At 60.8% G+C, this 25340-nt stretch carries 27 protein-coding genes; 6 read left to right on the top strand and 21 right to left on the bottom strand.

From position 1 onward, the window contains the following. Positions 1-19 precede the first annotated feature (19 nt). The 5 genes from pheT to rpmI all read right to left on the bottom strand — a co-directional run bounded on the left by pheT (position 20) and on the right by rpmI (position 4645). Positions 20-2452, bottom strand: a complete 2433-nt coding sequence (pheT, locus tag HYPGJ_RS12000) for a phenylalanine--tRNA ligase subunit beta (protein WP_046847365.1) — start codon at positions 2450-2452, stop codon at positions 20-22. Positions 2453-2460: 8 nt separating this feature from the next. Further along, positions 2461-2694 (bottom strand): hypothetical protein, encoded by a 234-nt coding sequence (locus tag HYPGJ_RS11995; RefSeq protein ID WP_143440522.1) that lies wholly within the window; start codon positions 2692-2694, stop codon positions 2461-2463. A gap of 20 nt (positions 2695-2714) precedes the next feature. Beyond that, positions 2715-3782 carry a phenylalanine--tRNA ligase subunit alpha gene (gene pheS / locus HYPGJ_RS11990; RefSeq protein WP_046847363.1) on the bottom strand — a complete coding sequence of 356 codons (1068 nt, stop codon included), beginning with the start codon at positions 3780-3782 and terminating at the stop codon, positions 2715-2717. Positions 3783-3940: 158 nt separating this feature from the next. Beyond that, positions 3941-4342: a 50S ribosomal protein L20 gene (gene rplT, locus HYPGJ_RS11985; protein ID WP_046847362.1), complete on the bottom strand. Its 402-nt coding sequence runs from the start codon at positions 4340-4342 to the stop codon at positions 3941-3943. Positions 4343-4444: 102 nt separating this feature from the next. Next, positions 4445-4645: a 50S ribosomal protein L35 gene (gene rpmI, locus HYPGJ_RS11980; RefSeq protein WP_013214420.1), complete on the bottom strand. Its 201-nt coding sequence runs from the start codon at positions 4643-4645 to the stop codon at positions 4445-4447. A 489-nt stretch (positions 4646-5134) separates the two neighbouring features. Between rpmI and HYPGJ_RS11970 the strand changes: the two genes are divergently transcribed. Further along, positions 5135-5482, top strand: a complete 348-nt coding sequence (locus HYPGJ_RS11970) for a hypothetical protein (RefSeq protein ID WP_046848370.1) — start codon at positions 5135-5137, stop codon at positions 5480-5482. Positions 5483-5510: 28 nt separating this feature from the next. Here HYPGJ_RS11970 and HYPGJ_RS11965 read toward each other — a convergent pair whose 3' ends face one another. Continuing rightward, positions 5511-5921 carry a GtrA family protein gene (locus tag HYPGJ_RS11965; RefSeq protein ID WP_046848369.1) on the bottom strand — a complete coding sequence of 137 codons (411 nt, stop codon included), beginning with the start codon at positions 5919-5921 and terminating at the stop codon, positions 5511-5513. A gap of 250 nt (positions 5922-6171) precedes the next feature. Here HYPGJ_RS11965 and HYPGJ_RS11960 point away from each other — a divergent pair, with 250 nt between their 5' ends. Beyond that, entirely contained in the window at positions 6172-6372 is a 201-nt protein-coding gene (locus HYPGJ_RS11960) for a hypothetical protein (protein WP_046847360.1), read from the top strand. A gap of 108 nt (positions 6373-6480) precedes the next feature. After that, positions 6481-6738: a glycosyl hydrolase family 5 gene (locus tag HYPGJ_RS18830; protein WP_083984116.1), complete on the top strand. Its 258-nt coding sequence runs from the start codon at positions 6481-6483 to the stop codon at positions 6736-6738. A gap of 145 nt (positions 6739-6883) precedes the next feature. Here the strand turns inward: HYPGJ_RS18830 and HYPGJ_RS11955 are convergent, their stop codons facing one another. Together HYPGJ_RS11955 and infC are read right to left on the bottom strand one after the other, a co-directional pair. Further along, positions 6884-7258, bottom strand: coding sequence for a cyclic nucleotide-binding domain-containing protein (locus tag HYPGJ_RS11955; protein ID WP_046847359.1), 375 nt, complete (start codon positions 7256-7258; stop codon positions 6884-6886). Positions 7259-7389: 131 nt separating this feature from the next. Continuing rightward, positions 7390-7920, bottom strand: a complete 531-nt coding sequence (gene infC, locus HYPGJ_RS11950; protein ID WP_046847358.1) for a translation initiation factor IF-3 — start codon at positions 7918-7920, stop codon at positions 7390-7392. Between the two features lie 221 nt (positions 7921-8141). On the opposite strand from infC, the gene HYPGJ_RS11945 reads away from it, so the two are divergent. Beyond that, positions 8142-9221 (top strand): ELM1/GtrOC1 family putative glycosyltransferase, encoded by a 1080-nt coding sequence (locus HYPGJ_RS11945; protein ID WP_046848368.1) that lies wholly within the window; start codon positions 8142-8144, stop codon positions 9219-9221. Positions 9222-9261: 40 nt separating this feature from the next. On the opposite strand, the gene HYPGJ_RS11940 is transcribed toward HYPGJ_RS11945, so the two are convergent. Together HYPGJ_RS11940 and HYPGJ_RS11935 are read right to left on the bottom strand one after the other, a co-directional pair. After that, positions 9262-10074: a hypothetical protein gene (locus tag HYPGJ_RS11940; RefSeq protein WP_046847357.1), complete on the bottom strand. Its 813-nt coding sequence runs from the start codon at positions 10072-10074 to the stop codon at positions 9262-9264. 196 nt (positions 10075-10270) lie between these two features. Beyond that, the gene (locus HYPGJ_RS11935) at positions 10271-11482 is read right to left on the bottom strand and encodes a glycosyltransferase family 4 protein (protein WP_046847356.1); all 1212 of its coding nucleotides are present in this window, start codon (positions 11480-11482) and stop codon (positions 10271-10273) included. 17 nt (positions 11483-11499) lie between these two features. Here HYPGJ_RS11935 and HYPGJ_RS11930 point away from each other — a divergent pair, with 17 nt between their 5' ends. After that, a complete protein-coding gene (locus HYPGJ_RS11930) occupies positions 11500-12303 on the top strand; it encodes an alpha/beta hydrolase (protein ID WP_046847355.1) in 804 nt (267 codons plus the stop codon). Between the two features lie 11 nt (positions 12304-12314). Here HYPGJ_RS11930 and HYPGJ_RS11925 read toward each other — a convergent pair whose 3' ends face one another. The 4 genes from HYPGJ_RS11925 to HYPGJ_RS11910 all read right to left on the bottom strand — a co-directional run bounded on the left by HYPGJ_RS11925 (position 12315) and on the right by HYPGJ_RS11910 (position 16140). Continuing rightward, positions 12315-13277: a hypothetical protein gene (locus HYPGJ_RS11925; protein WP_244466106.1), complete on the bottom strand. Its 963-nt coding sequence runs from the start codon at positions 13275-13277 to the stop codon at positions 12315-12317. A 119-nt stretch (positions 13278-13396) separates the two neighbouring features. Next, complete coding sequence (locus tag HYPGJ_RS11920; RefSeq protein WP_046847353.1) at positions 13397-14260, bottom strand: SDR family oxidoreductase; 864 nt, start codon at positions 14258-14260, stop codon at positions 13397-13399. Further along, positions 14257-15408 (bottom strand): tRNA epoxyqueuosine(34) reductase QueG, encoded by a 1152-nt coding sequence (gene queG, locus HYPGJ_RS11915; RefSeq protein WP_101536153.1) that lies wholly within the window; start codon positions 15406-15408, stop codon positions 14257-14259. The genes HYPGJ_RS11920 and queG overlap by 4 nt, the downstream gene beginning before the upstream one ends. A gap of 27 nt (positions 15409-15435) precedes the next feature. Further along, positions 15436-16140, bottom strand: coding sequence for a glutathione S-transferase family protein (locus HYPGJ_RS11910; protein WP_046847352.1), 705 nt, complete (start codon positions 16138-16140; stop codon positions 15436-15438). A gap of 131 nt (positions 16141-16271) precedes the next feature. On the opposite strand from HYPGJ_RS11910, the gene HYPGJ_RS11905 reads away from it, so the two are divergent. Continuing rightward, positions 16272-17078, top strand: coding sequence for an undecaprenyl-diphosphate phosphatase (locus HYPGJ_RS11905; RefSeq protein WP_200185754.1), 807 nt, complete (start codon positions 16272-16274; stop codon positions 17076-17078). Between the two features lie 65 nt (positions 17079-17143). On the opposite strand, the gene HYPGJ_RS11900 is transcribed toward HYPGJ_RS11905, so the two are convergent. The 7 genes from HYPGJ_RS11900 to HYPGJ_RS11870 form a co-directional block, all read right to left on the bottom strand. Then, positions 17144-17608 (bottom strand): PTS sugar transporter subunit IIA, encoded by a 465-nt coding sequence (locus HYPGJ_RS11900; protein WP_046847350.1) that lies wholly within the window; start codon positions 17606-17608, stop codon positions 17144-17146. 95 nt (positions 17609-17703) lie between these two features. Further along, on the bottom strand, positions 17704-18300 hold the full coding sequence (gene raiA / locus HYPGJ_RS11895) for a ribosome-associated translation inhibitor RaiA (RefSeq protein ID WP_046847349.1): 597 nt from the start codon (positions 18298-18300) through the stop codon (positions 17704-17706). Between the two features lie 220 nt (positions 18301-18520). Continuing rightward, positions 18521-20053 (bottom strand): RNA polymerase factor sigma-54, encoded by a 1533-nt coding sequence (gene rpoN, locus HYPGJ_RS11890; RefSeq protein ID WP_046847348.1) that lies wholly within the window; start codon positions 20051-20053, stop codon positions 18521-18523. A gap of 46 nt (positions 20054-20099) precedes the next feature. Next, positions 20100-20966 carry an LPS export ABC transporter ATP-binding protein gene (gene lptB / locus HYPGJ_RS11885; protein ID WP_046847347.1) on the bottom strand — a complete coding sequence of 289 codons (867 nt, stop codon included), beginning with the start codon at positions 20964-20966 and terminating at the stop codon, positions 20100-20102. A 58-nt stretch (positions 20967-21024) separates the two neighbouring features. Further along, complete coding sequence (gene lptC / locus HYPGJ_RS11880) at positions 21025-22947, bottom strand: LPS export ABC transporter periplasmic protein LptC (RefSeq protein WP_046847346.1); 1923 nt, start codon at positions 22945-22947, stop codon at positions 21025-21027. A 139-nt stretch (positions 22948-23086) separates the two neighbouring features. Continuing rightward, on the bottom strand, positions 23087-23704 hold the full coding sequence (locus HYPGJ_RS11875) for a ribonuclease H-like domain-containing protein (RefSeq protein ID WP_046847345.1): 618 nt from the start codon (positions 23702-23704) through the stop codon (positions 23087-23089). A 137-nt stretch (positions 23705-23841) separates the two neighbouring features. Next, a complete protein-coding gene (locus HYPGJ_RS11870; protein ID WP_046847344.1) occupies positions 23842-25209 on the bottom strand; it encodes a hypothetical protein in 1368 nt (455 codons plus the stop codon). Positions 25210-25340: the final 131 nt, after the last annotated feature.

Genomic DNA, 25340 nt, shown 5'->3' with positions numbered 1-25340 from the left:
TTACGTGTGGGGCTGTCCTTCAGGACCGAAGTTCGGCGCCGGTCGCTTTTTTAACATCCGCCACTATTTTTTTGACAATTGTCTCTATGGCCTGATCCGTAAGTGTTTCGTTTCCGGGCTGCAGAGTCACTTCGATCGCGACCGACTTTCTGCCCTCGGCCGCGAGGTTGCCGCCTTCGAAGACGTCGAAAATGTTGACGTTGCGGATCAATGTCTTATCGGCGTTGAGCGCGGCCTTGATGACGTCACCGGCCGCCACGTCCTTCGCCACGACGAACGCAAGGTCGCGTTTGACAGGCAACAGATCGGATGCCGCCAGCGCGGGCTTGGCGCGCGACTTTTTCTTCTCCGGCGGCAGAGCGTCGATAAAGATTTCGAATGCCGCGACAGGAGCCTCGACGTCGAGCGCCTTGAGCGTCGCGGGGTGGACCTCGCCGAAGTAGGCGAGCACGGTTTTGGGTCCGAGCCGCAGCGTGCCGGACCGTCCCGGATGGTACCAGGACGGGCAATCGCGCGTGATCTGGGCTTTGCTGGCGTCGATGCCGAGGGATGCCAAGGCTGCAACGACATCGGCTTTGACGTCGAAGACGCCGACGGGTTCGCCCGAGCCGCTCCATTGCCGGCCGGCGCCGCTGATGCGGGCGGTTCCGGCGCGCACGGCCGCGGCGCTCAGATACTGGTCTTCCGGCTTTTCGCCGCGATAGGCTTGGCCAAGTTCGAACAGCGCAACGTCCGAAGCGCCGCGATTGCGATTGCGCGTGACGGCGGTGAGCAGTCCGGGCAGCAAGCCGGGACGCATCGAGGAGAGTTCCGTCGAGATCGGATTGGCGAGGTCGAGCGCTTCCGAGCCGCCGCCGAAATGCTTCGCCTGATCCTTCGGAATGAAGCTCCAGGTAACGGCTTCGACGAATCCGCGCGACGCAAGCAGTCGGCGGGCTCGGCGCGCGCGCTTCTGCTTTTCGGTCAGCACGGGCCGCGCGACGCCGTCGAGGCGTGGCAGCGGTGTTGCGGGAATGAGCTCGAGACCGGCGATGCGCACGATCTCTTCGACGAGATCGGCCGGTCCATGCACGTCGGGACGCCAGGTTGGCACGGTGATTTTCGCCGCGCTCGGTTCGCCTTCGATCGTGAAGCCGAGAGCCGTCAGGATTTTCGCGATCTCGGCTTCGGGAAGCTTGACGCCGGTCAGCTTCGCGACGCGTGCGAAATCGAATGCGATTACGCGATTTTCGATCGGCTCCTTGCCGGCGACCTTGGCTTTCGAGGCTTCGCCGCCGCAGAATTCGAGGATCATCTCGGTTGCGAGATCGAGCCCGGGGCGAACGGATGCCGGATCGACACCGCGTTCGAAGCGGTAGCGCGCATCGCTCTGCAGTCCGGTTTTGCGGCCAGTGGCGGCGGTGCGCACGGGATCGAACCAGGCGCTTTCGATCAGGACGGCGGTCGTCTCGGGTGTGCAGCCCGTCGACTCTCCGCCCATGATGCCGCCGAGACCGAGCGGGCCGCTATCATCGGCGATGACGCACATGGTGTTATCGACGGCGTATTCCTTGCCGTCGAGTGCGAGGAATTTCTCGCCGGATTTTCCGAGGCGCGCGTGGATCGCGCCCTTGAGCTTATGCGCGTCATAGACGTGCAGCGGACGGCCGCGATCGAGCGAAATGTAATTCGTGACGTCGACAAGGGCGTTGATCGGGCGCAGGCCGACGGCCTTCAAACGGTTTTGCAGCCAATCGGGCGAGGCGCCATTTGAGACGTTGCGGATCGTGCGCGCCGCGAAGACGGGGCAGGCGTTCGCGGTGTCAGCCGAGAAGTCGAGCTTCACCGGAATGGCGCAGTCGAACGCTTCCTTGATGGCTTTGAGTTTCGGCTCCGGTTTCAGCGATCCGAGTCCGGCGGCGGCGAGATCGCGGGCGATGCCGCGCACGCCCGTGCAGTCGGGGCGGTTCGGCGTAAGCTTCACTTCGATGACGGGATCGTTGAGCCCGGCGGCGTCGATGTAGCGTTCGCCGACTTTGCTCGCCCATTCGGCAGGCAGATCGAGAATGCCGGCGCTATCGTCGGCGAGTTCGAGTTCGGCGGCCGAGCACATCATGCCGTTCGAGACGACGCCGCGGACGGGTTTCTTTTCGAGCGTGATCTTCGAGCCCGGAATGTAGGTTCCGAGCGGCGCGAAGACCGATACGAGGCCAGCGCGTGCGTTCGGTGCGCCGCAGACGACCTCCATCAGCGGCTGGCCCTTGGCGATCTCGACCTGCACGACCTGCAGCTTGTCGGCGTTCGGATGCTTCTTGGCTTCGACGATGCGCGCGATGACGAACGCGCCGAGCGCCTTCGCCGGGTCTTCGATGGCTTCGACTTCAAGACCGATGGCCGACAACGTCGTCTCGATCTCGTCGAGCGAGGCGTTGGTATCGAGATGATCCTTGAGCCAGGAGAACGTGAATTTCATTTCGTGCCTCAGAAGCCGTAAGTATCTTTTAGAATTTTATAGAGTTCGAAGGCGGCTTCTTTTCCAAATTGAAGTGTCTGGCTTTGCTTGCCTGGGATTTTGCGTTCTTCCGATCCGTAAGTATCAATCTGAACGATCGGAAGAGAATCTTTCGGGGTGAATACCTTGACGTGTGCGGCGAGTTGGGTTGGTTGCAATTTGCCGTCGCCAGGTGTCCGTTCGATCGCTTTCACCCAAGCCATAATGATCGCTCCATCGCTTTCTACGCTGACAGTCCGCCGCCGAGGGTGGGGACGTCGAGGGTGGAGAAGCCGTAGTGGCTGAGCCAGGTCAAGTCGCCGGAGAAGAAGGCGCGCAGATCGGGGATGCCGTATTTCAGCATCGTCAGGCGGTCGAGGCCGACGCCGAACGCGAAGCCCTGATATTTCTCGGGATCGAGGCCGCAGTTTCTCAGCACGTTCGGATGCACCATGCCGCAGCCGAGAATTTCGAGCCACTGACCGGGCTTGCCGATCGCCTCGGCGCCGATGTCCACTTCCATCGAGGGTTCAGTGAACGGGAAGTGCGAGGCGCGGAAACGCATCTTCACTTCGTCGACCTCGAAGAACGCCTTGCAGAATTCCTGCAGCACCCATTTCAGGTGGCCCATGTGGGTCTTCTCGTCGATGACGAGGCCTTCGACCTGATGGAACATCGGCGTGTGCGTCTGGTCGCTGTCGCAACGATAGACGCGGCCCGGCGCGATGATGCGAAGCGGCGGCTTCTGCGAGACCATCGTGCGGATCTGAACGGGGCTCGTGTGCGTGCGCAGAAGCAGGCGCGAGCCGTCGGGCTTCGGCGAGAAATAGAACGTGTCGTGGTCCTGGCGCGCCGGATGGTCGGCCGGGATGTTCAACTTGTCGAAGTTCATCTCGTCCGTTTCGATGTCCGGACCTTCGGCGACCCTGAAGCCCATGTCGGCGAAGATTTCGATGACTTCGTCGAGGACCTGGCTGACGGGATGAATTCGGCCTTCGGCGACGGGACCGGGGCGAACGGGAAGCGTGACGTCGGCGCGCTCGATTTTCAGCCGTTCATCGAGAGCGGCGGTTTCAAGCGCCGCCTTGCGTTCGTCGAGGGCAGTCGAGATCTTGCCTTTGAGGGTGTTGACCGTCTGGCCGAAGGTCTTGCGCTCTTCCGGCGGGAGCGAACCGAGCTTGCTCATCAGCTCCGAGACGCGGCCCTTTTTGCCGAGAGCCGAAACGCGGACGGCATCCAGTGCGGCGAGATCTTTGGCGCCGTCGATTTCGGCGACTAATTCGCCTTCAAGCTTATTCAGGTCTTGGCTCATGGCACGTCCGACGTCGGTGAGATGGCTGGATTGGCCAATTACCAACGTCATCCCCGCGTAGGCGGGGATCCGTCCAAGTGTCTTTCGCGCAGTTCGGTCCGGCTTGGATGGATCCCGGCCTTCGCCGGGATGACGTCAGCGCAGTAAAGCGAAGGCGATTAGGCCGCCTTCTTGGCTTTGTCCTGGTCAGCTTTGGCGACGGGCGAGGCGGCGGCTTTCGCGGCCTTGTCGACGAGCGCCTTGAAGCCTGCGGGATCGTTGATCGCGATGTCGGACAGGACCTTGCGGTCGACTTCGATGCCGAGGTTCGTCAGGCCGTTGATGAAGCGGCCGTAGGTCAGGCCATGCTCGCGAACGGCGGCGTTGATGCGCTGAATCCAGAGAGCGCGGAAGTTGCGCTTGCGACGCTTGCGGTCACGATATGCGTACTGCTGCGCCTTCTCGACTGCCTGCTTGGCGACGCGGATCGTATTCTTGCGGCGGCCGTAATAGCCTTTGGCGGCCTTGATGACTTTCTTGTGCTTGGCGTGGGCGGTTACGCCACGTTTGACGCGGGCCATGGGATTTCTCCTAATGCTTCAAGATTTGTGCGTGGGGTGGATGAGTCTTCATTGGGCGCTTGCGACTCGCGTTCCGCGAGCCGGCCGCAAGCGCCGAAAAGATCATCGGCTGTAGGGCATGTACTTCTTGACGATCTTCGCGTCAGAATCGTTCAGCACACCCGTGCCGCGCGCTTTCTGAATGAACTTCGCCGTGCGTTTGATCATGCCGTGACGCTTACCGGCCTGGGCGGCAACGACCTTGCCCGTACCGGTCATCTTGAAGCGCTTTTTGGCGCCGCTCTTGGTCTTCATCTTAGGCATTTTGCTTTGTGTCCTTTAGTTCGCTCGCGGGCCCGTCGCCGACCGCTTACGCGTTCGGCTGGCCCTCCGCGGGGGCGGCGCTCGCGCCGGGCCGCCTTGCGTCCCCGGACCTTGCGGTTCGAAGTGCGGCGGTTCGGGTTGCGCTCACGGCTCTTGCGAGCCGAAATGCAGATGCCTTACGGCGTCCGCACTCTCGACAATCGTGAAATTGCCGGTCCTGCGAAGGGTGCTTTTTGCGGTTTCCGCTTGTTTTTCAAAAGCATAAGAACCGCCACGGCATGCCTCGCCGGGCGGCTCTGGGAGGGTTTATACGGAAATGTTGCGGAAATCGCAACATCTTCAGCGGGCATGCGATTTCTGCCACGCAATCTCATGATTTTCTCGCCGGAACGGGAAAGTCACGCTCGTTCCTGCTGAACCAGATAAAACGCTTCCGCGTTGGGAGCGCAGACGCCGAAAAAGGCGTCGTGGGGCGAGGGAGATGCAACCGTGAGAGAAATCATCGATCAGATCGTCAATCTGCTGCAGCAGGGGATCACCGCGATCTTCAGGTTCATCGAACTCGTCTGGCAGTGGTCGTTCGGGCAGATGGTGACGATTTTCCGGTCCGACTGGCAGTCCTTGCCGGTCTGGAAGATCGCGGTACTCGCGATTGCGGTGCTCGCGATCGTCTATGTTCTCTATCGCGGATTTTTCCAGCTCTGGCGCGCGGCGGAACAGATTTTCAGAGCGTTCGTCGATCTGCTGATGGTGCTGATCTCGGTGCTGCCCTACGTCCTGATCGCCGGTCTCATCGCGGCTGGCGGCAGCTACGTGATCCAGCACGTGAATCTCTAGAGGCGATCACGCTCAGCGACCCAGAGCATCAGCCTGCGGGTGAGTTCGCCGGGTTTGCCGTGAACACGATGTGCCGTCTCGCGAAGTATAGCGCGATGAAGCAGAGAAGCAGCGCCGCGGTCTTGCTCTCGACCGCGGACAGTTTCAGTACGTGCACGCCAAACCACACCACAACGGCGGTGATCAGCAGGCCGATAAAGCCGGTGCCGACGAATTCCATGAATAAGCGGTGCTGGCTTTTGTGCGAGGTGTCGACGGTGAAAACGTATCGCTTCGACAGTAGATAATTGACGATGACGCCCGCCGAATAGCCGATGATGCTTTGAACGACGGGCATGCCAAAGAAATGCGTCAGCGTCAGCAGAAGCGTGTAGTCGACGACGGTCGAAACGATGTTCGTGCCCGTGTAGCGCAGCAGGTGTTCGGCTTTGGCTCGCATGTGATGGCTCTTGATACGTCGCCGGTCGGGGAGGCTGGCCGTCAAATCATCAACGCATGATCTCTTAAACCGGGTTGCTCGTTCGCGTCTGCGCTATTTCGACCGGGCTGGGCGGGAGTTCAAGGCGCTTGCAACTGTCAGCAACACTACTTGCCGCTCGTTGCGCCTCTTTTCGCCTTCACGGGTGTTGCAGATTTCAACTTGGAGCGAAGATGTCCGGACTAATCGCCCTGGTCCGTGAGACAGTCCGATGAAACTCGATCCGTTTGTCGTGATGATTTTATCCCTGGCGGCGTTTCCGACGTTCCTCATCAGTGTCCGCTCCGCGAGCGGCTGGCGCGCCGGCGTCGTGTTCGCGGCTTTTTATCCGGCTTTGGTGCTGATCGTCGGCGCATTTATGATTGCGACGTTCATAACGCTGGCATCGCTTGGGATCATCGATCTCGACTGAGGCCATATCACCAATTTGTATATCGTTATTCACGGGTCATTCAGGCGTCGGCTGCGAAGGTCCAGAGCGCTCAACGCCTTGTGCGCCATCAGTTAACGGAGCTTTTTCATGCGCATTGCAACGCTTTCCGCGGCCGTTGTCGTCGCGGCGGGACTTTCCCTCGCAGCAGGTGCCCCTGCCCGGGCAGCGCCAGTTTCGGCCCCTCAGCAGGCTGGCGTCAGCCAGTCGCTTATCCAGCAGGTTCAGTATTGGCGTCGCCCGGGCTGGCGTGGCGGCCGCTGCGTGAAATGGCGCAACATCTGCGCTGATCGTTGGGGCTGGGGCGGTCCGCGTTTCCGCCGCTGCATGATCAGAAACGGCTGCTGACGACCGGATTGGAGCGAGCAGCCGCGCAACAGCTGCTGCTCGTTCCTCAAGCCGCTCCGCATTTCGTTGAATAGCGGATCGACGCTCGGTCTTTGCATCGTCGTGCTTCTTACCGGAAAACCGGTTTCCACTTTTCCGGAAGCACTTAATGTTCCTTGTTCATCCGCCGAAGCCTGTTGGCGAGCAGGCTCATGACCCGCAGCGCGAATTCGGGGTCGTTTCGGATGACAGCGAGAAATGTCTGCTTGTCGATTTGCACGACTTCGGTTGGCTCGGTAGCCATCGCGGCGGCGCTGCGACGACCGTCGTCTATCAGCGCCAATTCGCCGAAAATACCGCCAGCGCGCACGTTTTCGAGGACCGTGCCGTAAGTGATGACGTCGACGCGTCCTGAGCGGACCATGTACATGGCGTCGGCTGCATCGTCCTCGAGGAAGATTTTCTCCCCGGCCTCGAAGAAGCGGTACGGCGCGCCGATTTGATCCAAGATGGAAAAATCAAACGGGCTGTCCTGGCTCATAGCTTTCGCTCCACTGCAGGCCAGACAAAACTAGAGCCCTGCTCATGGCCGAGCAAGGCTCTCGATTGCGTTCGCCGGACTGTCCGTGAACCGGTGGGTGGGGCGGGGATCATTCACCCCGCCGCGGGCGGTCATTTCGGAGCGAGCACCATGACCATCTGCCGGCCTTCAAAGCGAGGCTCGCTTTCGACTTTGGCGATGGCTTCGGTATCGACCTTGACGCGCTGAAGCACGGCCATGCCGAGCTGTGAATGCGCCATCTCGCGGCCGCGGAAGCGAAGGGTGATTTTCACCTTGTCGCCTTCTTCGAAGAAACGTTTGATGGCGCGCAGCTTGACGTCGTAATCGTGATCGTCGATGCCGGGTCGCATCTTGATCTCTTTCAATTCGACGATCTTCTGGTTCTTACGCGCCTCGGCGGCCTTCTTCTGTTCCTGGAATTTGAATTTTCCGAAATCGAGAATCTTGCATACCGGCGGCTCGGCATCCGGCGAGATCTCTACGAGATCAAGTCCAACATCCTCAGCACGGGCAAGGGCATCGAATTTGGCGATGACGCCGATGTTCTGTCCGTTCTCGTCGATGAGACGAACTTCCCGGGCCCGGATTTGATCGTTGATGCGGGGCCCTTGGTTTTCCCGGCTCTGGGGCTCGGGTCGCATAGGTCTACGGATGGGGCATTCTCCTCTACTGTTTCGCGAATTGGACGCAACTCTACTGCCGTGCGCGCAGATTCGAGCATCCCGGCGCAAGATTCTTAAGGTGCGGTGTAAAGTCAAGTCTTATCGGGTGAATACAACGCTCCTTAAAAGGGGTTCAAGATTAAACCATAAATCGTCACAATCGGGCGGCTATGTCCGTTCAACAGCTATTGGATTTTGCGATGCAATCGGACGGCCGTTCGGCGGAACCCCTCAAGGGCCTACTCATTTCCGACGGCCGGCCCGGGAATTATCACCTGGCGGAAGGGTTGGTCGCAGCCATTGAGCGCCTGCGGCCGGTCGAGGTCACGCGGATCGAAATATCTCAGCGTCGCTGGACGCCGACGCGCTTCCTGGCATTTCTGAGCAATCGGGGCGTTCGGCCTGAGGTTGTCCTGCGGCTCGGATACGGGCTGACGCCGGACGCCGTAAGCGGGGCCGACTTCGTCGCGTCGGGGGGCGGCGATACCCTTGGCGCGAATGTTGCTTTTTCACGCCTCTTCGATGCGCCGAATTATTTCTACGGCTCGGGCAAGCATTACGACGTCAACAATTTCGACCTCGTGTTTACGTCTCACGCCAAGGTCGCGACCCATTCGCGGCACGTGCGGACAATGAAGCCCAGTCCGATCGATCCGGATTCGATGATCCAGCCGGCGCTGTCGCAAAGCCAGCCCCCGGCGCTGATCGGCATTCTGATCGGCGGCAACACGTCCAGCATCACGTTTTCGGAATCCGATCTGACGCGCCTCGTCAGCTTCATGCGCGACATGCATGCCGCGACGGGGACGACGTTCTACGTCTCTAACTCGCGGCGGACGCCGCAGAAGTTGAGCGACGCGCTCGTTCGGCTTGCGGAAGAGAACGACAGCGCGATCCATCAGTATATCGACGTGCGCTCGTCCGGAAATGGCACGCTGCGTGCACTCTATGCGGCTTCGTCGGCGATCCTGTGTACGGCGGACAGCAGCTCGATGGTCTCGGAGTCGGTATGGCTGCGCCGTCCGACGATCGCCATCACGCCGAGCGTTTTCAGTCTCGACGCGAGCGAACTCGAATACCGCGGCTTCCTCGAAAGCAACGGTTGGCTGCATACGATGCGCATCGCCGATCTTGCGCCAGACGCGGTGCTGGCAAAGCTTCGTTCGATTAGGCCGCTCGTCGAAAACGGGCTCGATCTCCTGGCTGACGTATTCCGTCAGCGGCAGCCGAGGCTCCTTGCGCCAACGCGCGCAGCGGAAGGTTTGCGCGTCAAAGCATAAGTTTCCGCGGCCGCCGTTCGAGACGTTCTCTTCTTGCGTTTCAGTATTCCGCGGCTGCTTTGTCGGTTCGAGGCGAACCATTGTAGCTGTTTGGCGAGGTCTGCTGGAACAGCACCATGAGCGTGTTGCGAACGCCCTTGAAGTTGCTCAACGTCTCGCGTCCGTGCCAGCTTTGTTTGTCGCGAGAGTCCGAGACGGCAAAGCCGTAGCCGCTGTTGGGACGGAATTCGAAGCGCTTCAATTCTTCAAAAGAGCTGCCGAATAATTTCTTATGCCGGCGATAGACCGATGTGCCGAGATCCATCTGGCTCATGTCGGGCGCGAGATAGAACTGAGTTGTGACGATCTTGTTCAAGCCATCGCAGTGCGGCTTGATCTTGTAATCTTCGGTGTCGCGCACCAGACGAACCTCGTACGCACATGTCTTGTTCACGACGGCGTCTTTCGAGATGCCGAAGCGCTTGGTCAGATCCGGCGCGAGTTTTGCGAATATCGCGCGGCGATATTCTGGGCGCGTCACGACGTCGACGAGGTCGCTCCAGACTTGCTGCGACTTTGGCGGCAGCTTGGCGATTGCGTCTTCCGTAAGATGAAACTGATCGCGGCTGCTCTCTCCGTCCGGGCGAACGTAGAGGCGCATGTTCAGCGGTTCGTAAAGTTTCGGATCAGGGAAGTTCGCGAGCATATCCGCATAAAAGTCATCGGGAAACCAACCGGCGCCGTAGTAGTGGCAGTAGGGGTCGGCTTCGAGCGGAACGCTGTGAAGCTTTGCGATCATGTGATCGAAGATTCGATCGGCGCGCGCGTTCGTTACGAGATGGCTTTCTGCGAACTGCGTTTCGGGCATTGCCATAACAAGCTGTCTCCCCTGAAAGCTCTCAACAGTGCGCCGGCTGGCGCGACGGTGGAACTTGCAGGCCCGCTTGTGGGCGATTTCATGGAATATGCGCCGAAAATGCGCGATTTCTTGCGCGCTGTTCCCTAACGTACAATGCCGCGAATTCGTTTGCGCTTCATGGGCTTGCAGTTATATCGGCGGCTATTGTTTCTCAATTGCCACGGGCAAAAGTGATCTGCATCGACGTTTTCAGCAGCTCATCGTACACGGCGAGAGTCAGACGCTGCATTTTGAACGTTGAGAACATTTCCATCACGTGGCGGCGGGCGCGCGCGCCGATTTCGGCTCGTGCAGCGTCGTCGAGCGAGAGCGCTTCAAGCAGCACGCTTTCGTATTCGTCGATATCGCTCGGCGCGACGAGCCATCCTGTTCGATCGCTCGCAGCAACGTGCGGTGGTGCGAGCACGGTTTCGGGCGGCGCTCCGATGTTGGTCGAGATCACGGGACACGCCATCGCCTGCGCCTCCGCAGCGGCACGGCCGAAAGCCTCTGGTTCGTTCGAGGCGACGAAGGCGATATGCGAGGCTGCAAAAGCAGCGGGTATATCATCGACGTGGCCGACGAGGCGTACGATACCTTCGAGTCCGGCGCTTGCGACCTGGTCCAACAATCCCTGGCGATAATCGTCGCGGCCTTGGGCGTCGCCCGCGAGAATGAAAACGCAATCACGGACCTTGTCGCGGATACGTGCGGCGGCTGCGATGACCTCGCCCTGGCCTTTCCATTTGGTCAGCCGCGCGGCGTGCAGAACGATGCGCTGCTCGTCGGTCACGCCCCACTTGTCGCGCAGATTTTTAACTCGCTCTGCCGAAACGACTGCGGGATCGAACGCATCGAGATCGACGCCGCGATAAATGACGCGGATGCGCTCCTCCGGCGTGGCGTACCTCTTCTTCACGATGTCGGCGGTATAGCGGGAGTTGGCGATCACGATGTCGCCGCGCGCCATGACACTATTATAGAGGCGCTTGGCGCGGCCTTTCTCATTATAGATGCCGTGGTAGGTCGTGACGAACGGCAGTTTCGCGCGCCGCGCTGCGATGAGCGCACTCCACGCGGGTGCGCGGCTTCGCGCGTGAATGAGATCGACGTTCTCCTTGCGCGCGATGCGTTCGATCGCGCTGGCGTTGGCGAGAAGCTTCATCGGATTCTTCGTCGCTGCAGGGAAGATCACCAGCTCGCCGCCGACTGCGGCAAGGCGATCTGCCATGCGTCCGCCCTCGCTCAGTACGATCGCGCGTCCGCCTGCGCGAACGACGGCGGCGGCAATCTCGATCGCCGACAATTCGGCGCCGCCGGTGGCGAGTTCCGGAATGATCTGCAATATGGTAGGGCGCTTCAGGCCCATGAGCTCATGGCCCATGAATCGCTCCAATCGAAATGACGAGGTTGTTTAAGGTGCCAGGCGACGAACCGCAAACGCTGATCGTTGGAGACGGCAAGGGACAGCGCCGCATCGCCTATCGCACGGCGCTCTCCGGCACTGCAAACGCGACGGGGTTGTTCTGGCTTTCCGGCTTCATGTCCGACATGGCTTCGACGAAGGCTGTGGCCGTTGCGGAATGGGCTGCGGCGCGCGGGCTTCCCTCGACGCGTTTCGACTACTCGGGGCATGGCGTCTCCGATGGGCCATTCACGGACGGGACAATCGGACGCTGGCTCGAAGAAGCCTGTGCGGTGTTCACGCGCGTCACGACGGGTCCGCAGGTGATCATCGGGTCGAGCATGGGCGGGCATATCGCACTGTTGCTTCTGCGCAAGCTTCTGCGCGAGCAACCGGCTGATGCTCAGCGCATCAAGGGGCTGGTTCTCATCGCGCCCGCGTGGGACATGACGGAAGAGCTGATGTGGAAGCGCTTCGGCGATGAAGCGCGGCGCGCCATTCTCGAACGCGGTGTTTACGAACAGCCGTCGGCTTATGGTTCGCCGTATCCGATCACGCGCGGGCTGATCGAGGATGGTCGCAACCATCTCCTGGCGCGCGAGCCGTTCGATCCGGGACGGCCGATCGCGATCCTCCAGGGGCTGCAAGATCCGGATGTTCCGGCCGCGCATACGCGCGAGCTAACGGAATTTCTGACCGGCGGTCATGTCAAACTCGTCGAGATCGCGGACGGCGAGCATCGCCTGTCGCGGCCGCAGGATCTGGCGTTGCTGTTCGAGGAAATCGGCAGGCTCGTTTAGCAGTAACGCCGCTATTTGCCGTCGGCGGAATTGTCGTTGTTGCTGTCTTGCAGACCTTCCGCAACGGCATCCTCGAGCGCCGATGCTCCGACCTGTTGTGCTGTCGTTTCAGGCACGACCCACATGCGGAATGCGTGAGTTACGAGTGCATTATCGCAGGTCAGATCGCCGTTGAGCTTCCGGCATGTGGAATCTGCGGCAACGGTATAGGCGCCATCGGAAACGCCGCGGCTTTCGCCGACCTCGACAACCTGAACCTGGGTTTCGGGTCGAAACGCGACGTTGCGGAATGCGCAAGCGGATTTGCCGCTGCAAGAATCGCCGGTTGGCGTTTCCGTCGTCTTGAGCGCGATAGCCTCGGAGCGCGGCATCGGTTTGGCAGGCGAGTCCAAGCCGTTCGAAATCCAGCATTGCTGATCGAAGCAGATGATCGGATCGGATTTCACGTGCGTCTGCTCGGTGTCGTCAGGATCGAGCACGATCAGTACGGTAGCCCGCGTGTCGGGACGCGCGGGCACTGCGTCCGGCGCAGTCGCTAGTTTCGTATCGGCCGTTTGATGAGGCTGGGTCATAGCCGGCAGAGCGGGAGCGACCGGTTTCGCGACGGGTTCGGTTGTTTGTGGCGGCGTCGGAGGCGGATTGACGACGGGTTCCGGCGCTGCGGAGGGAGCAGGCTGCGCGATCACGAGCGGGGCGCGCTCTGCGATTACTTTGCGGCGCTCGGCTTGCTCGGCCCGTGCGTTTTCAAGCATCTCCGTTTCGTAGTCGAGGCCAGGTGCCGCCGGCTCCGATTTGGTGACGCGCGCAGGCTTCGGCTTGGCGCGCGGAGAAGCGGGTGCCGCTCGATCGGCATCAATGAATTTCTGCGCGATGGCCTGCGCCGGATCGATGGGCTCGGCTGCTGCCGGGCGCGATGATAGGGGCGACGCTGCCAGCATGGTCAGCACGGTGCTTATGACAACGATAGCCCGCATAATAATTCGCCCGCATTCGAAACGCCGGCGCTCGAAGTGCGCGGCGTCGATGAGAGCATATGTATGCCTCATTCCGGCGGAATGGCGGAGAACGTGTGACGATCGTAAAAAATTCGGAATTATGAACTGGCGATAGAGTTCAGGCCTTCGATGTAGGTGGGATATGCGAGCTTGACGCCCAACTCGCTTTTCATCCGCGCATTCGAGACTTTCTTGCTTTCGGCGTAGAAGCTGCGCGCCATCGGCGACAGGCTCGCGTCGGTCGGATCGGTGGCCGGAGGGCAAGGGACACCTAAAATTTCCGCGCCGTACGCGATGACGTCCTGAGGCGGGGCGGGCAGATCATCGGTGACGTTGAAGACGTGAATGCCGGAGGCAAGGCCGAGGGCGGCTTCGGTCGCGGTTGCGATGTCGTCGACGTGGACGCGATTGGTGACCTGGCCGGGTTTGAAAATCCGGCGCGCTTTGCCTGCGCGGAGCTGATCGATGGCGCTGCGGCCCGGACCGTAAATTCCGGGGAGGCGCAGGACGACGATCGTCTTGCCGCTCGTGCGGCCAAGTTCGATCCAGGCCTTCTCGGCGTCGAGGCGGCGCTTGCCGCGGTCCGTTACGGGGCCCGGCGGAGTCGTTTCGTCGACCCATTCGCCCTTTGAATCTCCGTAGACGCTGATCGAAGACAAATATCCGATCCACGCAATCGAGGGGCTCGCGGCGATGTCCGATGCGTAGACGCGGTAAGCCGGATCGCCGTCCTCGCCGGGCGGAATGGACAGCAGGACGTGCGTCGACCGGCTGAGTGCATCGGTGATGGCGGAATCGCGTTCGTGTCCGTCGAATACGAAGGCTTCGTACCCGTGCTGCTTCAAGGCATCTGCCTTTTCGGCGGTCGTCGCAGTGCCGGAAATGCTCCAGCCTTTTGCGGCGAGGCGGCGCGAGAGCACACCCGCGCTGTAGCCCAGGCCGAAGCAAAAAAGTCGGTTCATGCGGAATGTCCTTCGAGGGGCTCAGCCCATTCGCGCGCGACCTCGGGATCGGCTTCGCGCGCTTCGTAGCGGGATTTAAAGGGTGCGAACTCTTCTTCGCGCATCAGACGTTTCGCCGACCAGATCGCCATGGCGCGAACAAGCGGAGACTCGTCTTCGAATAGCGGTGTGATCAAGCGCAGCAACGATCGATCGCCTGAGTTGCCGGCTGCGATAAGCGTGTTGCGAAGGATGCGGTTGCGTCCCGTGCGTTTCACCGGCGTTCCCGCAAAGCGTTGGCGAAACGCGGCATCGTCGAGCACCAGCAGATCGGCAAGCGGCGGGTTGTCGGTTGCGGGCTGCGCGGCGAAGCGGATCTCGGTCGCGGCGGAGGCAAATTTATTCCACGGGCAGACGGCGAGACAGTCGTCGCAGCCGAATACGCGATTGCCCATCGGCTCGCGAAATTCCAGCGGGATATGACCTTTGTGCTCGATCGACAGGTAGGCGAGGCAGCGGCGTGCGTCGAGCTGATAGGGAGCCGGAAACGCCTTCGTTGGGCAGATGTCGAGACAACGCGTGCAGGAGCCGCAGCGGCTGACTTCTTCGGCGTCCGGCGCGAGGGCCGCCGTCGTCAGGATTGCGCCGAGAAAGAGCCAGTCGCCATGCTCGCGCGAGACAAGAACTGTATGTTTGCCCTGCCAGCCGAGGCCCGCCTTCATCGCGAGCGGTTTCTCCATCAATGGGGCGGTGTCGACGAAAACCTTGACATCGGCGCCCGACTTCGCCGCGAAGGCGCGCGCCAGTGATTTGATTTTTTTCTTCACGACGTCGTGGTAGTCGCGGCCCTTCGCATAGACCGAGATGACGCCGCGGTCGTGTTCGGCAAGGGCATCGAGCGGATTGTCGGGCGGTGCGTAGGACTGCCCGATCATGATCGCGCTTTTCGCTTCCGGCCAAAGGCGATTGGGATCGCCGCGCCGGTCGGCGTTTTCTTCCATCCAATCCATGTCGCCGTGGCGGCCATGTTTCAGAAAATAATCGAGCCGTTCGGCAAGCTCGCCCGAGGCGTCGAGCCGCGCGATGCCGATGGCGTCGAGGCCGAGCTTGCGCGCCTCGTCGCGGAGCATGACGTTGAGGTCAGTTGCGGCGGTAACGCTATCGAGCACGGTCAACGGCCAAGGCCAAACTATGGGTCAAAAATCGAGGTCCGAATACGCGAGCGGCGGCGAGGACCCCGGCACGCGATCAGCAAGGAGCGCGCGGAACGACGGCCGCGACTTGATCTTCTGATACCAAGCCTTGACCGCGGGATACTCGTGCCAGGGCATCTCGCCCAGATAGTCTACGATGGAGATATGCGCCGCCGCTGCGAAATCGGCAAAGCTCAAATCGTCGCCCGCCAGCCAGCGCCGCGCATCGGCGAGATAACCCGTATAGGCGAGATGGTAGCGAAGATTGGCGCGGACGGCCCGCAAAATGGCCGGATCAGGGGCTGCGCCGCCCGACGGCTGCATCGTCTGGTAAACCTTTTCGTTCAGTAGCTCGCGCGAGACCTCGCGGTCGAATTTGCCGTGAAACCAGTCCACGAGACGGCGCACCTCGGCGCGGTCCTCGCGATTGCCGGGAAATAGCGGCGGCGGTTTCGGGCCCATGACCGAGGCGCTTGGCATGGGCTCGTCGCCGATGAACTCGGAAATCGAATAAGCGCCGCACAGCGTCAGGCCGTTGTCGTATTCCAGAACGGGCATCTCTCCAGCCGGATTTTTTGCCAGGAAGCCTTTCCGCCATTCCCACGGATTTTCGTCGAGCAGCGTCACCTCGACGCCGTACTCGGCGAGCGCGAGGCGGATCGAGCGGGAACGCGGGCAAAGCCGGTATTGTGTCAAGCGTGTGGGCATCGGGCCTCTTCGATTGCGACGCGGCGACTATACCTTCGGCCTAGGCCGATTCGAAGGCATCAGTGCCAAAACCGGAGCTATGGCGCGGAGGCGAATTCTGCTAACGCTCCCGCGGTTGTGCCTGAGGGGGAATAGATTTCATGCATTCTTGGGAAGCCTTGCTGCTTGGGCTGATCGAGGGATTGACCGAGTATCTGCCGGTCTCATCGACCGCGCACCTTCTGCTGACGGAGGAATTGCTCGGCGTCAAATCGACGGGCCGGACGTTCGAGGTGCTCATTCAGCTCGGCGCGATCCTGGCGCTGCTGACGGTTTATTCGGGCCGCCTCTGGCATCTTGTGACCGCGCTGCCGAGCGATGCGAGGTCGCGGCGTTTCGTGATGGCCGTGCTCATCGCCTTCCTGCCGGCGGCGGTCATCGGTGCAGCCGCGCACAGCTTCATCAAGAATTATCTGTTTGAATCGCCGCTGATCATCTGCATCGCGCTGGTGCTCGGCGGCATCGTTTTGCTGTTCATCGACCGGTTGCCGCTGAAGCCACGTTATCATGACGTGATGGATCTTCCGTTGCTCAGTGCGCTGGGTATCGGGTTCTGCCAGTGTCTTGCGATGATCCCGGGCGTATCGCGTTCGGGCTCGTCGATCGTCGGCGCGATGCTTCTCGGCGCGGACAAGCGCACGGCTGCGGAATTCTCGTTCTTTCTCGCCATGCCCACGATGACCGGTGCCTTCGCCTACGATCTTTACAAGAACTGGTCGCTTCTCACACCGGACGATGTCGGGATGATCGCAATCGGCTTCGTTGCGGCGTTCGTCGCGGGTGTCGTGGTCGTGCGCTATGCGCTTGATTTCATTGCGCGACGCGGATTGTCGTTTTTCGGCTGGTGGCGGCTTCTTGTTGGCGGCGTCGGGCTCGGCGCGCTGGCCGTGCTGCATTGATGCATAAAAAAAACGCCCCATTTGCGGGGCGTTTTTTTATCTAAGACATTTGTCGAGCGACAGCATCACGCGGCATTCGACGTCAGCGGCTTCGTCAGCACGAGGCGCAATTCGTTGACATCCTTGGCATTGCGAAGGCCTTCGAGCGTCGCAGGATCGCGGATCAAACGCGAGATGCGTGCGAGCGCTTTCAGATGATCGCCGCCAGCCTGCTCGGGCGCGAGCAGGAAGAACAGCAGGTCGACAGGTTCGCCGTCATGACTGTCGAACGGGATGGGTTTTTCGAGGCGTGCGAACAGGCACGTAATCGCCTTGGCCACAGGGAGTTTGACGTGGGGTATCGCGATCCCACGGCCGAGGCTTGTGGAGCTTAGACGCTCGCGCTGTAACAGAGCGGCGTAGATCTCATGCGCTGGAGCGCCCGTTGCGGCCTCGGCTTTGGTCGCCAGCGCCTGAAGCGCCTGCTTTTTGTCCTCTGCCTTCAGCCGCGGAATTATTCCGTCCGGGGCGAGCATGTCCTCAATATTCATCTAGGCTCCATAGAAAAAACAGCGCCGAGCCAATCGCGTCTTGCGACGCGCCCCACTCTCGCGGCCGGCGCTGGTGATCAAAGATCCGGTTGTCCTCAGTCTACAGGTTTTGCAGCGGCTGACGTTTCTGCGTCTATCCAGCCAATGTGACCATCGTTACGCCGGTAAACGACATTCAGCCCCCCGTGGGCCGCATTCTTGAAAATCATGAAAGGCGCTTCAGACAAATCGAGCTGCATGACCGCTTCGCTGACTGTCATGTGGCCGATATTGCGCTGGCCTTCGGCGATGATAAGCGGATTCGCGTCGTGATGCTCCGGCTGATCCTCTTCGCCTACGCTCACGACATAGTCGCGCGCTTCCATGTCTATCTTGCGGCGCGCGGCTGCTTCCGGAGAGGAATGATTTTTGATCCGGCTCTTGTAGCGGCGGACGCGCGACTCGAGACGGTGCGCGGCGGAATCGACGCTGGTGTAGGCGTCGTCGCCTTCGCCGTGAGCTTCGAGCAGCAGACCGCTCGTCAAGCGCACGGAGCATGACGTTTTGAAGAAACCGCGCTCACGCTCCAGCCGGACGTGCCCATCGGGCACGCGGTCCAGATACTTGTTCAGCACCGTGTGAATCTTATCGCTGGCGTAAGCCTGGAATGCGTTTCCTGCGTCGAGATTCTTTCCGGTTATTTGGATTGTCATGGATGTCTGCACTCGCTGAAATCTGGGCTGTTTTCTACGTGCATTCCCACGCCGCGATGTGGCGACGTTCCCCATACACGATTGCAAGCGCGTCCGTCGGCGACAAGCCCATTATTTCGCCAAAGCGTTAGGCCGTGAGCGGATCGCTGTCAAATCACGCTTGGGTTCATAAATTTATCTAAAAAATATAGTTCAATCAATGCGTTGTTTCTGATCTGCATCAACCGGCGCCGCCTAGTCTTTCGACCAGCCGCTTATCGCGGCGGCGCTGAACTGATGACGGAATGCGCAGCGCCTCGCGATACTTGGCAACAGTGCGGCGAGCGATGTCGATGCCCTCGCCTTTCAACCGATCAACAAGCTGATCATCGGAGAGAACAGCGTCGGCGTGCTCGGCGTCGATCAACTGCTTGATGCGGTGACGAACGGACTCGGAGGAATGAGCTTCGCCGTCGGCGGCCGAGGCGATGGCCGAAGTGAAGAAGTATTTCAATTCAAAGATGCCACGCGGTGTCGCGATGTATTTGTTCGAGGTGACGCGCGAGACAGTCGACTCGTGCATCGAGATCGCGTCGGCGATGGTTCTGAGGTTCAGCGGCCTCAAATGCTGCACGCCGTACATGAAGAAGCTGTCCTGCTGCCTCACGATCTGCTCGGCGACTTTCAGAATCGTGCGCGCGCGCTGATCGAGGCTTTTCACAAGCCAGTTTGCGGTTTGCAGGCAGTCGAAGAGATAGCCTTTGTCACGCTCGTTCGTCGCGGTCTTGGCGATGCGTGTGTAATAGGTGCGGTTGACGAGAACGCGGGGGAGCGTGTCGCTGTTCAGCTCGACGTGCCAGCCGCCATCGGACGCGGCGCGCACGATCACGTCGGGCACGACGGGCTGCATTTGCACGGAGCCGAACTTCAGGCCGGGCTTCGGATTGAGCCGTTTGATCTCGCGGATCATGTCGGCAAGCTCGTCCATATCGACGCCGACGGCTTTCTTCAGCGCCGCGAGATTGCGATTGCCGAGGAGATCGAGGTTGGCCAGCAACTCGGCCATTAACGGATCGTAGCGGTTCTGATCTTTTAGCTGCAACGCGAGACATTCGGCGAGCGACCGCGCGAAAATTCCAGGCGGATCGAATGTCTGCAACTTGTCGAGAACGCTTTCGACGAGCTCGAGCGGGGCGCCGAGACGATCAGAAAGAGGTTCGAGGTTGGCAGGGATGTAGCCCGCTTCGTCGACGAGATCGACGAGGTATTGGCCGATGATGCGTTCGACCGGATCGACGATCGTCAGCGGCAATTGGGCGTTGAGATGATCGCGAAGCGATACCTGATTGGCGACGTAATCCTCGAGATCGCTGTCGTCATCGCCGCCGGAATGCATGCGCTGCGTGAGGTTCGCCCAGCCGAGGCCCGATGAAGGGCCGCCGAGCGGCTCGCCTGTTCCCGGTCCCTGGAAGACGTTGCCGAAATCGGTATCGAGGCCGCCGGAATGATCCTGCACGGGCTGTCTCAGATCGAGCCAGTGTTCTTCGTCGATCGAGGATGTTTTTTCCTCGGCCTGCGCTACGGGATCATCCGAGGTTTTGGCTGCGGCGCTCGTTTCCTCGCGCTCCAGCAGCGGATTTTTTTCCAGTTCGGCGTCGACGAATTCGGTCAGCTCCAGGTTCGAGAGCTGCAAGAGCCGGATGGCCTGCTGCAGCTGTGGTGTCATCACCAGCTGCTGGCCCTGTCTCAGCTCAAGTTTTGCAGAAAGCGCCATGCGCTAACCCGCTGCTCCGTAGGCTAAACCCTGCGGACAGCTGTACTCAACGCGTATTAACGAACATATCGCCAAGGTAGACTCGCCGCACGTCTTCGTTCGATATGATTTCAGAAGGTTTGCCTTGTGTCAGAACCTGACCATCGTAGATAATATAGGCGCGATCGATAAGACTTAACGTTTCGCGAACGTTGTGATCCGTAATCAGCACCCCGATGCCGCGCTCCGTCAAGTGGCGGACGAGCTGCTGGATGTCGCCAACCGCGATCGGGTCGATGCCGGCGAACGGTTCGTCCAGCAACATGAATGAAGGCCGCGAGGCGAGTGCGCGGGCAATTTCGCAGCGCCGCCGCTCGCCGCCCGACAGCGCCAGAGCCGGTGATTTCCGGAGGCGCGTAATCGAAAATTCCTCAAGCAGGCTATCGAGTTGCTCGCGCCGGGCTTTGCGATCGGGCTCGATCAGTTCCAGCACGGCCATGATGTTCTGCTCGACCGTCAGACCGCGGAAGATCGAGGCCTCCTGCGGCAGGTAGCCGACGCCGAGGCGCGCGCGCTGGTACATCGGCAGGCTGGTGACGTTCTCGCCGTCGATCGTGATGCGACCGTCGTCGGCGGCGACGAGCCCGGTGATCATGTAGAAAACCGTCGTCTTGCCGGCGCCGTTCGGTCCCAGAAGTCCGACGGATTCGCCGCGGCCGACCGCGAGGCTGACGCCCTTCACCACGATCCGCTTGCGATAGGATTTCTTAATGTGGAAGGCGGTGAGCCAGCCTTCCGCGCCGATAGCGTGCGGATCGTCTTCGCTCGGAGCGCTCGGCTGAGCATGGCCGTTGGCGTGCGCGTGTCCGTTTGCTCCGGCTTGCGGGGCTGCGGCGCCTTTCGATTTGAGGCGGATCGGTAGGGCCTTGAACACTTATCGCCTCTCCACGCAACACGCGTTTTCGGGACTTGGTCTCAAATCGATGTCGAGGTCAACGTGACGAACGGGCTTGCCAGCCATCAACAGCCTCCGCAGCGCCCTTTATCTTTTTGCCGAACTCACCGGGATAGAAGACTGCGCTCGGCCGGTCAGCCTTGATGATTTGACCGTTTTTGCTGACGTCGCCCGCAGAGACCATCGAGCTTTCGCTCGACGCGGTGGGCTCGGTCTTGATCGTTGCCTGTCCCGTCGTCATGTCGATCAGCAGCTTCGTCCCTCGCACGACGTTCTTTCCTTGCGTCAGTACGACATTGCCGCCGAGTTTCGCCAAGTTGGTTTTGACGTCGACTTCCGCCCAATCGCCCGAGGCTTTCTGGCCGTCCTTGGAGATAACGGTCACGTCTTTCTTGGCGCGGATGTGCGTCAGCGATGCGCCGGACTTGGCTTTGTCGTCGGACATGCCGAGGCCGCTGCGGCCCGTGTAGTAGGCGGTCATTTCACCGGATTGAATCGTGAAGTTGCCTTGCACCGTCACGACGTTTCCGGTGAAGAGAGCGGTCTTCGCGTTGTCGTCGACATCCAGGCGATCGGAGGTGACGTCGTAAGGCGCGTTGGGGTCGGTCTTGAAGGCCTGCCCGAACGGAATTCCTTCCGCGGATTCGGATTGGTCCGAGTCGGCGTTCTTCGCGGGTTGCTTGCCAGCCGGCTTGATGAAGTGCGCCGTTATGCGGCCCGAGGTTGTCTCGGTTTCCGCTGTCAGCTGCATCTTGCTGGTGGCGCGATGATAGACAAGGCGACGGCCTTTGAGAACGTTCTGGCCCTGGGTTACGACGACGGGGCCGGTGAGGGTCAATTTCTGGTTGGCCTCGTCGTATTCGGCGCGATCTCCAACGGCTTTTTTGTCCGCTCCTTGCGTCAGCACGACGTCGCCTTCGAGAACGGCGAGTTGTGCCGCCGTATCGAAGGTTGCGGTTCGGCTCGTCGCCGTTTCGCCGGAGGCTTGCGTCAGCGTCACGGACTCTTTCGCGACGACCCGCTTGACCTTGGTTCCACCTTCGGCCGGTGTCTGCTTGCTCGCGTCCGCACCTGTTTCCGGCGTCACTTGACCTTCGTAGGTCACCGCCATTTCCGGAGCGACCAAGGTGGAGCCGCCTTGCGTTGCGGTCACCTGACCGGTGAACAGCGCAACCTTCTTGTTGTCGTCGACGTCGAGACGGCTCGATGCGACATCAATCGGCTCACCGGATTTGCCGAACGGGAGCGTCGGCTGTGCCGTCTGACCGGCGGATGGAGTTTGCTCCTTCGGCTTGATGTGCGTGCGCACGTTGTCGACGAAGGTATATTCTTTTGTCTTCTGCCGGATCGTCAGCTGATTGGACAGGATCTGGCCGGCGCCCATCGTGATCGTCGAGGGCTGGTCGGACGTGATCACGCCTTCCTTGGTTCTCACCAGCGCGTGGGTCAGCGTTGCGTTCAATCCGCCGTCGCCCGTGACATTGATCGAGTCGTAAAGTTCGAGCGTATTGGCCTTGTTGTCGAAGGTGCCGCGCTTCGCGACGAGATGCGTCTTCTGCTTCTTGACGTCGAGCAGGTCGCCGGTGATGCCGTCCAGGTGCACGACGGTGAGCGTCTTCAGATCCTGCTGCGCCGTTTCAGCTTTGACCCAGTAGCGGCCGCCGTCCGACTGGAACCCTTCGTAGTGCGGGTTCTTCATCTTGAGATTTTCGGCGACGATTTGCGGGATCTGGATGTCGGCGATCTTCGGGCCGATGCCGGCGCCGTTCAAAACCGTCATCAGGAAAACGGCGATCGTTCCGACGGCGATCAGCGGCAGAACAACCTTCAACCGCCGCACAGTCCTGGTATGTTTAGACGCGACGCGGCGGCTCGTCGTGCGATCGGCAGCGAACACGATTTTGCTGCCGGACGCGCGCCCACGGCCGCTCGTTACGGTGCTGTCAGATATGGCAGCCATCGCGGCTCATGATTTTCGCCCCCAAGAAGTCGCCCCAATGTCCGCCGTAATTGGGGAGACTTTGGGACATCCGCAATCCGGACTGTTAAGGCCCCTAAAACCGGCTCCGCGACGTGTGTTGCCCGGGTTCGAGCAACCTTCAGTGGGCGAAAATGTCGTCCTCGAAGCCCAGAAGGTCGAGTTTTGCCCGAATCGGGAGAAATCCGAATGCCGCCTTGGCGAGATCCTGGCGGCCGGTACGCGCCAGCATTTCGTCGAGACGGGTCTTGACCGCGTGGAGATGCAGCACGTCGTTTGCTGCGTAGCTCCGCTGGCTGTCGGACAGTTCGGCGGCGCCCCAATCGCTGCTCTGCTGCTGCTTGGAAATCTCGATCCCCAGAATTTCGCCAACGAGATCCTTGAGGCCGTGGCGGTCGGTATAGGTGCGCGCGAGCTTGGATGCGATCTTGGTGCAATAAATGGGGCTCGTCACGACGCCGAGATAATGCTCGAGCACGGCGACGTCGAAGCGCGCGAAGTGAAAGATTTTCAGCGTCTTCGGATCGGCCAGCAGCGCTTTCAGGTTCGGCGCGTCATAGCTTTTGCCGTCGAACTTGACGAGGTGGGCCGTGCCATCGCCGCCGGAGAGCTGCACAAGGCAGAGGCGGTCGCGGTGCGGATTCAAACCCATGGTTTCGGTGTCGATGGCGATTCCGTTCGGGAACGTCAGCCCGGCGGGGAGATCGCCTTTATGGAGTTTGATTTTCGGTGCGGTCATGTGGGGTCCCAGGCGCCAGCCGGCTCTAAGGCAGGAAGGCCTGACGTGCGAGGGTTTCGGGCTCGTGTCAAGCCGCTGCGTGCCGCGCTCGGGGAACGATGCCCAGGGATTGTAATCGTTCCGGCGCTTGGCGGCGCTTAGGCTGCGGGCGGGAACGTCGTCGCCACGATTGCATCGTGCAGCATTTCGGCCTGGCTGCGCTTCGAGAAGATTTCGAAGGCCTTTTTCTCAAGCGCCAGCCGCCGCGGCTCATCGCGTATCAGCGCGACGCAGCTTGCGACGATGTCCTTGTAGGGCACGGCGATCATGGCCTCGCGGATGTCGTCCTCGATCTCGGTGTCGGGACCGCATTCGCTGACGATCGCCTTGCTGTTTGCCAGCAGATACGACGTGCGTCCGATCTCGTGCAGGCTGTCTTCATAGAAATGCATGTTGAGCACGATCTTGGCGTCGGCGATGGCGGCATCGCGTTCGGCGCCGTAAACGCTGAAGAGATGCTTCACGTTGAGGCCGGCTTCGTGCAGGCCTTTCAGGATCGCCGCGCGGCGGTCGTTGAGACTGCCGTAGAACAGCACGTCGGTCGTCGGCGTCTGCGGCTGGCAACGCGTCATCTCGGGCGTATAGCCGATCTTGAAGCGGCTGACGTACGGCGTGCGCATCAGGCTCTTGATCTGCGCGATGTTGCGCGGGCTGTAGTCCCATACCGCCAGACGGCGCATCAGGCCGGCGTAGACGGGGCGCGCGCCGATGTTGAATCCGCGCAGCTGCTCGAGGTTCACGATCACGGTGTTGGCAGGAAGGCGGTCGGCGCTTTCGGGTGACGCGATGAGGTGCGCGCCGATCAGCAAATTGACGCCTTCAACGCCGACTTCATTCTTGCGTGTGCGAACCGTGATGCCAAGCGCGCGGAGAGCGCTCTCGAAGCTCGACACGAGATCGCTGAACGAGGCCGTATGCGGATTGCCTTCCGGTTCGATGGTGACGAGATTGACGTTATGCCAAGCTGCAGGAATGTCAGCCGGTATCGCTGCGGCGTTCGCTGCCGGTGCGGCAAAGCTCGAGGCGGCCGCGACGATCTGAAGTTTCCGTTCGAGTTCGGGCGAGCCGCCGGGCTGCAACGCCAAAGCGGTGCCGAACGCCTGCGCCGCGTCGTCGGCTTGGCCGAGCGCGACGAACATATCGCCCAGCAATTCCCAGTCGGCGGCGGAATTGTTTCCAAGACCGACGGCCTTGGCTTTCGCCTTGCAGGCATATTCGATGTTGTCCAACGCCAGCAAAACCGTCGCGAGCGCATCGTGCGCTTCGGCCGACTGCGGGTCCTTCAGGATGGATTGCGCGAGTACGTCGGCGGCGGCATTGAGCTGTCCCATCTTCGCGTTCTCAATCCCGAGTTTCAGGAGATCGAGCGCGGAAGGAGGCGGGGCGGCTTTGTCGTTAGCGATGTCCATCACCGGGCCGCCGGGAGCGATCGCAGTGGGTGCGGAGGCTTGATGGAGCGGCGGCATATCTATCTCCGGCGATCGGCGGGCGGGTTGTTCAGGGCTACGCGTGCGCGGACCTTAGGCATCGTTTGGAGCTTAGGGGGATAAGCGTGCGCGAGGCTGTCACACGCGTGCAGGTGCGAAATACGTTTGAA

Source organism: Hyphomicrobium sp. GJ21, from assembly GCF_001006785.1.
Lineage (GTDB): Bacteria > Pseudomonadota > Alphaproteobacteria > Rhizobiales > Hyphomicrobiaceae > Hyphomicrobium_B.
Note: the sequence above shows the minus strand (reverse complement) of the source record. Positions and strands in the feature narration are given on the sequence as shown.